General features: G+C 72.8%; 11 protein-coding genes and 1 tRNA gene. 9 read left to right on the forward strand and 3 right to left on the reverse strand.

Annotated features, from left to right (window positions below):
* Positions 1-14 precede the first annotated feature (14 nt).
* The 3 genes from AB0N31_RS18075 to AB0N31_RS18085 all read left to right on the forward strand — a co-directional run bounded on the left by AB0N31_RS18075 (position 15) and on the right by AB0N31_RS18085 (position 1,209).
* Positions 15-383: a hypothetical protein gene (locus AB0N31_RS18075; protein ID WP_366059358.1), complete on the forward strand. Its 369-nt coding sequence runs from the start codon at positions 15-17 to the stop codon at positions 381-383.
* Positions 384-533: 150 nt separating this feature from the next.
* Positions 534-1,145: a bifunctional DNA primase/polymerase gene (locus AB0N31_RS18080; RefSeq protein WP_366059359.1), complete on the forward strand. Its 612-nt coding sequence runs from the start codon at positions 534-536 to the stop codon at positions 1,143-1,145.
* Positions 1,136-1,209 (forward strand) — tRNA-Lys (locus AB0N31_RS18085). Before AB0N31_RS18080 ends, AB0N31_RS18085 begins: the two co-directional genes overlap by 10 nt.
* Before the next feature lie 86 nt (positions 1,210-1,295).
* Here the strand turns inward: AB0N31_RS18085 and AB0N31_RS18090 are convergent.
* On the reverse strand, positions 1,296-2,552 hold the full coding sequence (locus tag AB0N31_RS18090) for a M6 family metalloprotease domain-containing protein (RefSeq protein WP_366059360.1): 1,257 nt from the start codon (positions 2,550-2,552) through the stop codon (positions 1,296-1,298).
* A 316-nt stretch (positions 2,553-2,868) separates the two neighbouring features.
* Here AB0N31_RS18090 and AB0N31_RS18095 point away from each other — a divergent pair, with 316 nt between their 5' ends.
* Entirely contained in the window at positions 2,869-4,716 is a 1,848-nt protein-coding gene (locus tag AB0N31_RS18095; protein ID WP_366059361.1) for an EAL domain-containing protein, read from the forward strand.
* Here the strand turns inward: AB0N31_RS18095 and AB0N31_RS18100 are convergent.
* Both AB0N31_RS18100 and AB0N31_RS18105 read right to left on the reverse strand, forming a co-directional pair.
* Positions 4,695-5,783, reverse strand: coding sequence for an LLM class flavin-dependent oxidoreductase (locus tag AB0N31_RS18100; RefSeq protein ID WP_366059369.1), 1,089 nt, complete (start codon positions 5,781-5,783; stop codon positions 4,695-4,697). The two genes, AB0N31_RS18095 and AB0N31_RS18100, sit on opposite strands and share 22 nt — an antisense overlap.
* A gap of 436 nt (positions 5,784-6,219) precedes the next feature.
* Positions 6,220-6,951: a decarboxylase gene (locus tag AB0N31_RS18105; protein ID WP_366059362.1), complete on the reverse strand. Its 732-nt coding sequence runs from the start codon at positions 6,949-6,951 to the stop codon at positions 6,220-6,222.
* Positions 6,952-7,343: 392 nt separating this feature from the next.
* Between AB0N31_RS18105 and ehuB the strand changes: the two genes are divergently transcribed.
* The 5 genes from ehuB to AB0N31_RS18130 all read left to right on the forward strand — a co-directional run bounded on the left by ehuB (position 7,344) and on the right by AB0N31_RS18130 (position 11,428).
* Positions 7,344-8,270 (forward strand): ectoine/hydroxyectoine ABC transporter substrate-binding protein EhuB, encoded by a 927-nt coding sequence (ehuB, locus tag AB0N31_RS18110; RefSeq protein WP_366059363.1) that lies wholly within the window; start codon positions 7,344-7,346, stop codon positions 8,268-8,270.
* On the forward strand, positions 8,270-9,010 hold the full coding sequence (gene ehuC, locus AB0N31_RS18115; RefSeq protein WP_366059364.1) for an ectoine/hydroxyectoine ABC transporter permease subunit EhuC: 741 nt from the start codon (positions 8,270-8,272) through the stop codon (positions 9,008-9,010). Before ehuB ends, ehuC begins: the two co-directional genes overlap by 1 nt.
* Positions 9,007-9,654 (forward strand): ectoine/hydroxyectoine ABC transporter permease subunit EhuD, encoded by a 648-nt coding sequence (ehuD, locus tag AB0N31_RS18120; RefSeq protein WP_366059365.1) that lies wholly within the window; start codon positions 9,007-9,009, stop codon positions 9,652-9,654. The genes ehuC and ehuD overlap by 4 nt, the downstream gene beginning before the upstream one ends.
* A 58-nt stretch (positions 9,655-9,712) precedes the next feature.
* The gene (gene ehuA / locus AB0N31_RS18125; RefSeq protein WP_366059370.1) at positions 9,713-10,483 is read left to right on the forward strand and encodes an ectoine/hydroxyectoine ABC transporter ATP-binding protein EhuA; all 771 of its coding nucleotides are present in this window, start codon (positions 9,713-9,715) and stop codon (positions 10,481-10,483) included.
* A gap of 186 nt (positions 10,484-10,669) precedes the next feature.
* Positions 10,670-11,428: an IclR family transcriptional regulator C-terminal domain-containing protein gene (locus AB0N31_RS18130; RefSeq protein WP_366059366.1), complete on the forward strand. Its 759-nt coding sequence runs from the start codon at positions 10,670-10,672 to the stop codon at positions 11,426-11,428.
* The last annotated feature ends 90 nt before the right edge of the window (positions 11,429-11,518 follow it).

Genomic DNA, 11,518 nt, shown 5'->3' on the forward strand with positions numbered 1-11,518 from the left:
GAGGAGGAGAAGACATGGCGGAGCCCACGCCGGGTCGGAACGAACCGCGGCTACGCCCCGCGCCCCTGCTCTTCGAGCCCGCCGAGGCGGCCGGCGACCCGGAGCACTTCTTCGACCTGGAGTCGATAGACGATCCCGGCGCGCTGCTGACACGGGCCACGGAGCTGACGCAGGCCTTCCGCGCGGCGGCCGACCGGGCGATGGAGTTCCAGGCCGTGGCCGCGGCCCAGCTCGCCGATCCGCGCCGCTTCGACCGGCTGACGGCGGCGGACATCGCCGACCGGGCCGAGTGGACCGAGGACTACGCGAAGAAGATGGTCGAGTTCGGACGGGACCTGTTGAGCGGGGACGTCGAGGGACGCGGGCACGCCGACCCCGTGTGACGCCCGCAGGGCGACGGAACCCGCGCCGGTCACCCCGCGTCAGGCCCAGGCATATGCCAGGCGGGCAAGATACCCCCTCCCTTCCCCTCTCGTCCCGGTTTCCCGGAACCCTGCGAGATCGCCCGCTCACGCCGGGTAGACCTTGTCGGCATGAGCAGCACACGGAACGTCCCGGACACCGACCGCCGCGACGCCTGCGGGGTCACCGCGGACGGCGTCGCCTGGCTGGCGTCCGCGGCGCCGTTCCCCCGCAGCACCCTGGCCCTGTGGGAGGAACGCCCGCACGCCCCGGTCGTGCTGCCCTGCGGTGCCGTCTTCGACGTCGTCAGCGCCCCCGCGATGTTCGGGCGGCTGATGCTGGACCGGATGTGGGACGAGGGGCCGGGCTCCGGGCCGGTGGCCGCGTTCCGCGGGCGGATGCTGCTGTTCGCCGCACCCGGCACCGCCCAGCGGCTCCCCTCGCTCCTGGAGTGGGAGGAGTGGAGCGCCGACGGCCGCCGGGACGGACGTACGGGGACGGTGCCGCCGCTGCTGTGCCACGGCAACGGGGACGCGGTCACCGTGCCGGCCCCGCTCGCCCCGGAGACGAGCGGCACCGCCGCCCGCTGGGTCACCGCCCCGGACGCCCGCCACCCCTGGCTGCCGGGCCCGGAGATCCTGCTCTGGGCGGCCGTCCGGGCCGCCCGTGCCGCCGTGCGGATATCGATTTCTCACGCCTCGGATCCGGATGCTAAGGTCTACGACGTCAGCAGGCGCCGCTAGCTCAGTTGGTTAGAGCAGCTGACTCTTAATCAGCGGGTCCGGGGTTCGAGTCCCTGGCGGCGCACAGACAGCAAGGCCCCTCGCGGAAGCGGGGGGCCTTTCGCGTGCCCGTCCCCGGGGCCTCTCCGGCGGATCGCGCCGGAGGGGGCCCTACGCCGTGATCCGGACCGTCCACGCCCCCGCCGCGGTGCGCCCTTCCACGTCCACCCGTACGCCCTCCCCCGGCACGGTGAAGCTCTCCCCGGCGCCGACCGGGGCGTCGGCGAGGGGCGGGTAGACCGAGTCGCCCCAGCAGGCATCGGTGGCGGGGTGTGCGTCGACCACCTCGACCGGACCGCGGCCGGATGCCGCGCCGCTCCGGACGCGGTAGACGAGCACGCCCGAGCGGCAGGACGCCCGGTCGTTGCCGACGCGGCCGCGGGCCTCGAAGGCGAGCACGCTGTCGGCGCCGGTGCGGACGACCGCGAGCTTGGTGCCGTTGCCGAGCCCGAAGGCCGGTGAGCCGGAGGCCCGGCTCACCGGCACGTCCGGCCCGGCACCCAGCGGTTCCAGGCTCAGGCGGGTCGGCGTCCCGCGGGGCACGCACACCACCTGGCGCGGTTCCAGCCAGCCCAGCTTCCACTTGTGCCAGGCGAACAGGTCGGGAGCGAGGCCGAACTGGCTGCCCATCAGGTCCCAGTCGCCGACGTGCGTGTCCCAGTCGCCCTTGCCGTCCGTGGGGCGGTGATAGAGGTCGGGCAGATCGAACACGTGTCCGGTCTCGTGGGCGAGAACGAGCCGGTCCGGCGGATGCTGCTCGAAGACGGTGACGATCCGCCGGATGTCGGTGCCGTCGGCGCGCAGCGGGTGGTCCATGTTGACGACCTTGGTGGCGTCGGAGTCCACGCCGGGGGCGTCCGGGTCGGCGACGAGGTAGACGACGTCGTAGCGGGAGAAGTCGACCTGCCCGTCGGCCGCGGCGAGGGCGTCGCGCAGGTAGGCGCCGCGGTGTGCGGCGTTCCAGTCCCGCCGTATGGCGTACGCGGTGGACGGCTTCGGCATCCGGATCCAGCGCTTCAGGGGGTGCGCGCGCAGGGTGAACCTGCCGTAGGAGGCCTGCTGGAAGTAGCGGCTGGTGGCCGGGAAGTGGTCGGCGGCGAGTTCGGCCGGGGGGACCGCCGGCGCCCAGTCCGGGAACGACAGGAAGACCATCACCGCGTCGAGGGCGCGAGCGGGCCGCGGATAGGCGGCGTTCCAGGTGTCCAGGCCCTCGGAGTGGTGGGCGTCCGTGCGCTTGAGCGCGCAGGGGGTGGCCGAGAAGGGTTCCGCCGCGGGGGCGCTGATGAGGCAGGTCGCGGCGAGTGCCGAGAGGGTGGTGAACATGGCCGCTGTGCTGCGCAGTCGAGGGCGCGGGAGCTGTCGCGGCACAGGGACCTCCGGGAGCGGTTCACGGGACACCGCCCACCAGCCTGGGGGAATTCATCACAATACGCCCTGTTTGTCTGCCCCAGACGAGTGAGGACGCGGAAACGGGGGCATCATGCCGACACCCCCGGAACACTCACGGAACGTCACAAGCGGTCGCCTGCCCGCAGAACCGGTCCCCCCGGGGGCAGAAACGATCTGTCAGAAACGTCGGTTGTTCCGGGACACTGGGCAGTGGCTGCGGACGTCAGGGGGCAGCCTCTATGATCGGCAGACTTTCCTGCGCGGACAGAGATCGAGTGCACTGCGGGAGCGAGCGGTGAGCGGAACGTCCGAAGGGCCGACGCCCGCGGCAGACCTCGACCGGTCGGCCGTCACGGTGAGTGACATCAAGGGATCTACTCGTAGGGGTGCCGCCGAGGACACCGACGGCGGGCCACCGGCCTACCGTTCCGTCTTCGCGGCCGCGCCCCTCGCCATGGCGGTCGTGGACCGGGAGGGCCTGGTCACCGACGCCAACGAAGCGCTCGGCGGGCTGCTGGGCGGCGGGCCCGCGGGGCTGGTCGGACGGTCCGCCGCCGACCTGCTGGACCTGGCCTCCGACGCGCGCACCTGGCACGCCTACCGGGAGGTGCTCCGCGGCCGCCAGGCGAAACTGCGCTGCACACGGCGGCTGAAACGGCCCGACGGGCGCTCGCTGTGGGCCCAGATCACGGTGGCGCCGCTGGACGGCGGTACGGGCGGCGTCCTGCTGTCGGTCACCGACGTCAGCGGTCACCGGGAGTTGCAGGCCCGGCTGCGCCACCTCCAGATGCACGATCCGGTGACCCGGCTGCCCAACCGGACCCTGTTCTTCGAGCGGGTGACGGGAGCGCTGGAGGCGGAGTCGTTCGAGCAGAGCGGAACCGGCCGGATCGGGCTGTGCTACCTCGATCTGGACGGGTTCAAGGCGGTCAACGACACGCTCGGCCACCGGGTCGGCGACCAGCTGCTGGCCGCCGTCGCGGAGCGGCTGACCGCGTGCGCGCAGGAGGCCGGGCGGACCCGGCCGGGCGTGCCGCTGGTGGCGCGGCTCGGCGGGGACGAATTCGCCCTGCTGGTGGAGGACTCCACGGGCACCGAACAGCTCGCGGACCTCGCCGAGTCCGTACTGAAGTCGCTCCAGGCGCCGTTCGACCTCTCGGGGCAGCGGCTGAACGTGTCCGCGTCGATCGGGGTCGTCGAGCGGCACGCGGCCGGCACCACGGCCACCGGGCTGATGCAGGCGGCCGACACGACCCTGTACTGGGCGAAGGTGGACGGCAAGGACCGCTGGACGCTGTTCGACCCAGAGCGCAACGCACACCTGATGACCCGCCAGGCGCTGGCCTCCACCCTGCGGCCGGCCATCGAGCGGGGCGAGTTCCGGCTCGACTACCAGCCGCTGGTGGGGATGTCGGACGGGCGGCTGCGGGGGGTGGAGGCGCTGGTGCGCTGGGACCACCCCCGGTTCGGCCTGCTGCAGCCGAATCGGTTCGTCGCGCTCGCCGAGGAGGACGGCTCCATCGTGCCGCTGGGGCGCTGGGTGCTGGCCACCGCCTGCCGGCAGGCACGGGCCTGGCAGTTGGCCCGTCCGGACGATCCGCCGCTGTTCGTGAGCGTCAACGTGGCGGTCCGTCAGGTATGGGACTCCGACCTGGTGGCGGACGTGGCGGAGATCCTCGCCGAGACTCAACTGGACCCGTCACTGCTTCAGTTGGAGCTGACGGAGTCCGCGGTGATGGGTTCGGCCGGGCGCCCGCTGCAGGCCCTCCAGGCGCTCAGCGACATGGGCGTGAACATCGCCATCGACGACTTCGGCACCGGCTACTCCAACCTGGCGTACCTGAGCCGGCTCCCGGTGTCGGTGCTCAAGCTGGACGGGTCGTTCGTGCGCGGCTTCCAGTACGAGGGCACGGGCGCGCCGCCCAATCCGGCGGACGAGGTCGTCGTCGAGGCGATGATCGCCCTCGCGCACCGGCTCGGGCTGACCGTGACCGCGGAGTGCGTGGAGACCCCCGCGCAGGCCGGCCGACTGCGCCGGATCGGCTGCGACACCGGACAGGGGTGGCTCTACTCCCGCCCGGTGCCGCCGGACCGTATCTCCGAACTGATGGCCGGCGCGTCCTACGCCGTCGGCAACCCGTAGGCGTCCGCGACGAGTTCGTAGGAGCGCAGGCGCAGGTCGCCGCAGTGGGCGTGGCTGGTGAGCATCAACTCGTCGGCACCGGTGCGCTTGTGCAGGCCGTCGAGGCCGGAGCGGACCTCGTCGGCCGTGCCGTGGATGATGTTCGCCGTCCAGGAGTCGACGAACTCCCGCTCCATCGCGGTGAATTCGTGGGCCTCCGCCTCCTGCGGGGAGGGGAACAGGCCGGGCCGGCCGCCGCGCAGCCGGACCATGTTCAGGCCGGTGGCCAGGACCTGGCGGCGCGCCTCGCGCTCGTCGTCGGCGGCGAGCACCGAGACGCCGATGAGGGCGTACGGCTCGTCGAGGACCGCGGACGGCCGGAAGGACTCCCGGTAGAGGTCGAGGGCCGGGACGGTGTTCTGCGCGGAGAAGTGGTGCGCGAAGGCGAACGGCAGGCCCAGCAGGCCGGCCAGCCGGGCGCTGAACCCGGAGGAGCCGAGCAGCCACACCGGCGGGCGGTGCCGGGACTGGACGCCGCCGGGGGAGGTGGCCTGGACGGGTCCGGGGACGGCGTGGATACGGCGGTAGGGGTGCCCGTCGGGGAAGTCGTCGTCGAGGAACCGGGTCAGCTCGGCGAGCTGCTCGGGGAAGTCGTCGGCGCCCTCGTGCAGCCGGTCGGTGCGGCGCAGGGCGGCGGCGGTGGCGCCGTCGGTGCCGGGGGCGCGGCCGAGACCGAGGTCGACGCGTCCGGGGGCGAGGGCCTCCAGGGTGCCGAACTGCTCGGCGATCACCAGCGGGGCGTGGTTGGGCAGCATGACGCCGCCCGAGCCGAGCCGGATGCGGCCGGTGTGGGCGGCGAGGTGGGCCAGGATCACCGCGGGCGAGGAGGAGGCGACGCCCGGCATCGAGTGGTGCTCGGCGACCCAGTACCGGTGGAAGCCGCGGGCCTCGGCGAGCCGGGCGAGGTCGACGCTGGTGCGCAGGGCGTCGGTGGCGGTGTGCCCGGAACCGACGGTGACCAGGTCCAGCACGGAGAGGGGGGCGGGGGCACTGCCGTGCACCGCGCCGCGGATCCCGTCGGCCGACACGTCACCGGCCGCCGCCTCGCCGGCCGCCGCTCCACCGGCCCTGTTCTCGCCTGCCGCCGTCTCGTCTGCCGCCACGGGGGTTCCTCCTGCATCTCGGCGTGCACTGTCCGTCGGACGCTAACAGGAGGCTGTCCCCGCTTATTCCCGGCCGGTGGCGAAGGGGGTGGTGGGCGCGGCGCGCCGATCCCTGTCGGAGGGCTGGTGAGCGGGGTCCGGGGCCCGGGGGCGGCCGTCGGGCGACGGGCACCGGGCCCCGTCAGGCGGGCCCCGGGCACCCGGCCGGCGCCGGTGGGCGAGGAGGCGCGGGCCCGGGGGCCGGATCCCCGGGGGGCGAGGAGCACCGGCCCCGGCAGGCGGAGGGCGCGGGCCCCCGGCGGGGCAGGAGCACCGAGCCCGGCACACGGTCGGCGGGCCGCGGGCGTCGGTGCTCCGCCGCTCACGCCTGCACGATCGGCTCCCGGGTGAACAGTGCTCCCAGACCGGGTGCGTTGACCCGGCGGTCGGTCAGGCGGAGGGCCTCCCAGACGGTCACCTGGTTGGCGGTGAGGACCGGCTTGCCGAGGTCCTTCTCCAGGGCGGAGAGGTGGGCGGCCGTGTGCAGGGCGGTGTCGGGGAGGAGGACCGCGTCCGCGTCGGGGGTGTCGGCCTCGCGGGCCAGGGCGAGCACCTCCGCCTCCCCCCAGGTGCCGACCTCGGCGGCGGTGCCGAGGCCGGAGCCGCGCAGTGCCGTCACCTCGACGCCGCCCGCCCGCAGGAATCCGGCGAAGAGCCCGGCGACGTCGTCGGGGTAGGTCGCCCCGATCGCGACCCGCGCGGCGCCGATCTCCTTCACCGCGTGGACGAAGCCGAAAGACGTGGAGGAGGCGGGCATCCCGGCGGCGCGGGCCAGTGCGCGCACCTGCTCGTGGGCGCCCTCCCAGCCGTGCACGAAGCCGCCGCTGGTGGAGGCCCACACGACGGCCTCGGCGCCGGACAGCCGCAGCTGCTCGACGCCGGCCGCCAGACGCTCGGGCGCGCCCAGCTGCCGCAGGACGTCGACGCGGTGGGTGTCCTCGCCGATGTCCGTGTGGGCCAGGTCCAGCCGGATGTCACTGCCCAGGAGCTGCTCGATGCGCGGGTAGTCGTCCTCGGCGGAGTGGCCCGGGTAGAGGAATCCGAGTGCGGTCATGTCCAGCCTTCCTGCTGTTCTTCCGACAGTGCGGGGGCCGGTTCCGCGCCCCCTCGTCCAGCAGAGCCTGGTACGGCCCCACCGCTCGGGTACCCCATCGGCACAGCGCCGCCCACTTCCTCACCTGGTTGGCCGAGATGACGCGGGGGGCGCCGCACCCGCCGGCGACACGACGGTGCAACGGGCCTTCCCGAAGGCCGTGTTGACGACGGCGGGTCCGGACGGGAACGCGTCCGGCCGAGGCCGGGCGCCTCCTCCGCCGCCCAGGACCGCCACCTGCCGCGCCGTGCGTCCCACGGCCCCCTCCCCCGGCGGCCGAGGAGGTTTCGGCACCGGCGCCGGCCCGGAAGCGATCCGCATGAGGCGCATGAGGTCTGGGTAGCCGCGCGCCCATGGCTCGACCACACGCACATCGATCAGGAATTCCCGACAGATCCCGCTCAGGGCTCAGCCGCCGCTCACTGCTCGTCGGAGCGGTTTCGCTGGGCGCGGCGGGGGGTCTCGGGACGGCCGGCTGCAGCCGCGTGCCGGACGACGGGAAGGTCCTGGGCGGCAGTCTTCTGGACACCCTGCGCGATCAGGGGTCCGTGAAGATCGGCATCGCCGGCGAACCGCCCTTCGGATACGTCGGGGAGGACGGGCGGGCCACCGGGGAGGCGCCCGCGATCGCGGAGGTGGTCTTCAAGCGGCTCGGCGTCGACGCGGTCAAGCCGGTGCCGGTGGACTTCGGCGCCCTGATACCCGGGCTGAAGGCGCGGCAGTTCGACGTGGTGTCCGCCGGCATGTACATCAATCCGGTCCGGTGCGAGCAGGTCCTGTTCGCCGACCCGGACTACCTGATGCTGGACTCCTTCATCGTCAGGAAGGGCAACCCGCACGGCATCAGGACGTACGCGGACGTCAGGAAGAAGGGACTCACGCTGGCCTCCGGCAAGGCCTACGCCCAGATCGACTACGCCGAGGCCGCGGGCATCCGCGACGTCCTCGTGCTGCCCGACCAGGTGGCCGGCCTGGACGCGGTGGCCCAGGGCCGGGTGGACGCCTTCGCGGGCACCCGCATCACGGTCAGGGCGGCGGTGGAGGGCGCCGGACGCGTGTCGGCGACCGAGCCGTTCCAGCCCGTGGTGGACGGCGAGCCGGCCTACGGCGCGGGCGGGTTCGCCTTCCGGCTGTCCGAGAAGAACCTCCGTGACGCCTTCAACGAGGAACTGCTGAAGCTCAAGCAGCAGGACTACCGGGAACTGCTGGAGATCGTCGGCCCCTTCGGTTTCGGCATGGACGACATGACGGACCTCACGGCGAAGGAGCTGTGCGGCTGATGATGAGTTCGCAGTTCCTCACCACCTGGTTCCTGCCGGGCATCTGGGTCACCGTCCAGGTCACCGTGTACGCGGCGGCCCTCGCCGCGGCCGTCTCGTTCGGGATCGGCCTGGCCCGCGGTTCGCGGTACTGGATCGTCCGCTTCCTCGCCGGGACCTACTTCGAGGTCTTCCGCGGCATGTCGGCGCTGGTGCTGATGTTCTGGATGTTCTTCGCCCTGCCCCTCTTCGGCTGGCAGCTGGTGCCCCTGTGGGCCGGTGTCAGCGCGCTCGGCCTGACCTACGGCGCCTACGGCTCGGAGATCGTCCGCGGTTCCCTGGCCGCCGTCGCCCCGGCGCAGAAGGAGGCGGGCATCGCGCTCAACTTCACCCGCGGGCAGCGGCTGCGCCTGATCGAACTGCCCCAGGCGTGGCCCGCGATGGTGCCGCCGTTCAACAACCTGCTGATCGAGCTCCTGAAGGGGACCGCCCTGGTGTCGGTCATCACGGTGGCCGACATGACGTTCGCCGGCAATCTGCTCCGGCTGGGCACCAACGAGACCACCCCGGTCTACACCCTGCTGCTGGTCCTCTACTTCGTCCTGGCCTTCCTCCTCACCCGCGGCATGCGGCTGCTGGAGCGCAGGGCGAAGGCCGGCATCGGTCAGCCGCCGGAGAAGTCCGCCGGCACCACCGGGAAGCCCGGCGCCCGGGGCGAGCGCCTCCGGGCCGGTGCGCGGTCCGCGGGGGGTGCGCGATGAACTGGGACTGGAGCGTCGTGGAGGACTTCATGCCGCGGTTCCGGGACGGCGTGCTCGTCACCCTGCAGGCCCTGGCCGTCGGCGCCCTGATCGCGTTCGTGCTGGGCCTGGTGTGGGCGCTGGCCCAGCGGTCCGCGCGGGTGTGGGTGCGCCGGCCGGTCGTCGCCGTCACGGAGTTCGTCCGCAACACCCCGCTGCTGGTGCAGCTGTTCTTCCTGTTCTACGTGGTGCCCGGCTTCGGCCCGTCGATGTCGCCGCTCACCACCGGCATCGTCGGCCTCGGACTGCACTACTCCACCTACACCGCCGAGGTCTACCGCGCGGGCATCGACGGCGTCCCCGCCGGCCAGTGGGAGGCGGCCACGGCGCTGAGCCTGTCCAGGGCCCGCACCTGGCGGGCGGTGATCCTGCCCCAGGCGATCCGCCGGGTCGTCCCGCCGCTGGGCAACTACGTCATCGCCATGCTGAAGGACTCGCCGATGATCGCCACCATCGGCACCTTCGACATGCTCGGCGAGGCCCAGTCCTTCAGCAACGAGACCTTCACCACCGAGGCGCTCACCGTCGTGGGCGTGGCCTTCATCGCCGTCGCCTACCCCGCCTCCCTCCTGATCCGAGCCCTGGAGCGACGCCTTGTCCGCTGACACCCATGCCGCTGACACCCATGCCGCGCAGAACACCGGCACCCCCGCCGGTCCGCCCGTGGACGGCCGCGAGCTGATCCGCTTCGACGAGGTCACCAAGCGCTTCGGCGACCACACCGTCCTCGACCGGCTCGACTTCTCCGTCGACTCCGGCAAGCACGTCACGCTGATCGGCCCGTCGGGCTCCGGCAAGACGACGATCCTGCGGCTGCTGATGACCCTGGACCGGCCCGACGAGGGCACGATCAGGGTGGGCGGCGACTACCTGACCCACGAGGAGCGGGGCGGCAGGCTCGTCCGGGCCGGCGAGAAACACGTCCGCGAGGTCCGCAAGAACATCGGGATGGTCTTCCAGCAGTTCAACCTGTTCCCGAACATGAAGGTGCTGCGCAACATCACCGAGGCCCCGGTCACCGTCCTCGGCCTGTCCAGGGACGAGGCCGAACAGCGGGCCCGCGAGCTGCTCGACCTGGTGGGCCTGACCGAGCACGTCGACAAGTACCCGACCCAGCTGTCCGGCGGCCAGCAGCAGCGGGTGGCGATCGCGCGGGCGCTGGCGATGCGGCCGCGGATCCTGCTCCTGGACGAGGTGACCTCCGCGCTGGACCCGGAGCTGGTGGCCGGCGTCCTGGACGTGCTGCGGGACATCGCCCGCACCACCGACATCACGATGCTCTGCGTGACCCACGAGATGAACTTCGCCCGGGACATCTCCGACCAGGTACTGATGTTCGACTCGGGTCGCGTCGTCGAGTCGGGCCCGCCGGAGAAGATCTTCAGCGAGCCGGAGCAGGAGCGGACGCGGGAGTTCCTCAGCGCCGTGCTCTGAGCCCGGGGCGGTGCCCGCGCCACGCCGTCGGCATATGACAACGGAACAATCACCCTGCTGAGAGGGCCGTAATCCGCTCGACGCACCTTCCCACGGGCCCGTCGCCGGATATCGTGGAACCGGTTCACCGACCGGATTACGGCCCAGACAGCAAGCGCAGCCGACACAGCGAGCGCAGGGGGAACCGTGGCGCTGAAACACGAGCCGACCGCGCCGTACGACTCGACCCAGGACGCCCTGCGCGTCCTGGAGACGGTGGCCCGGCACACCACAGGCGTCACCGACGCCGAACTGACCCGCGAGACCGGCCTCGGCACGGAGCGACTGACCCCGCTCCTGCGGATGCTGCGCCGCGAGGGATACGTCGAGCAGGTCGCGGACGGGGCGTACGTCACCGGCGCCGCCCTGACCCGCCTGGCGTCCGCACACCACCACGAGGAGGCCCTCAGGGACCAGCTCCAGCAGACCCTGGACCGACTGCGCGACTGCGTCGGCGCCGCCGTCTACATGAGCCGCTACGTCGACGGAGAGGTCACCGTCACCCAGTACGCCGACGGCCCGGCCACGCCCGCGGTCAACGAGTGGGTCGACTTCCGTTCCTGCGCCCACGCCACCGCGCTCGGCAAGAGCCTTCTCGGCCAGCTCGACCACGACGGCCGGCGCGACCACCTGTCCCGGCACAAGATGGCCCGCCTCACCTCGCGCACCATCACCAGCGACAAGCTGCTGCTCTCCCGCCTGGCGTCGCAGCCGCCCACGGTGCCGGTGCTCGACCTCCAGGAGTACGCCGTGGGCACGGTCTGCGCGGCCGTCCCGATCACGGCCGGCTCCACCGCGGGCTGCCTGGCCCTGTCCCTGCCCGTCGAACACGCCCACCGCCTGCGCCAGGCCGCCGACACCCTGAACCGGAACGCGACCCGGGTACTGCTCTCGCTGGCCATCTAGGGCGTGTTTCGAAAGTAGCGTCGTCTGCCCGAAGGGCAGGCCCGGCGGCGTCTGGTGCGTGCGATCGCAAGGCGGAGGGTCGCCCCGATA

Source organism: Streptomyces sp. NPDC051051, assembly GCF_040682975.1.
In the GTDB taxonomy this organism is placed as follows: domain Bacteria; phylum Actinomycetota; class Actinomycetes; order Streptomycetales; family Streptomycetaceae; genus Streptomyces.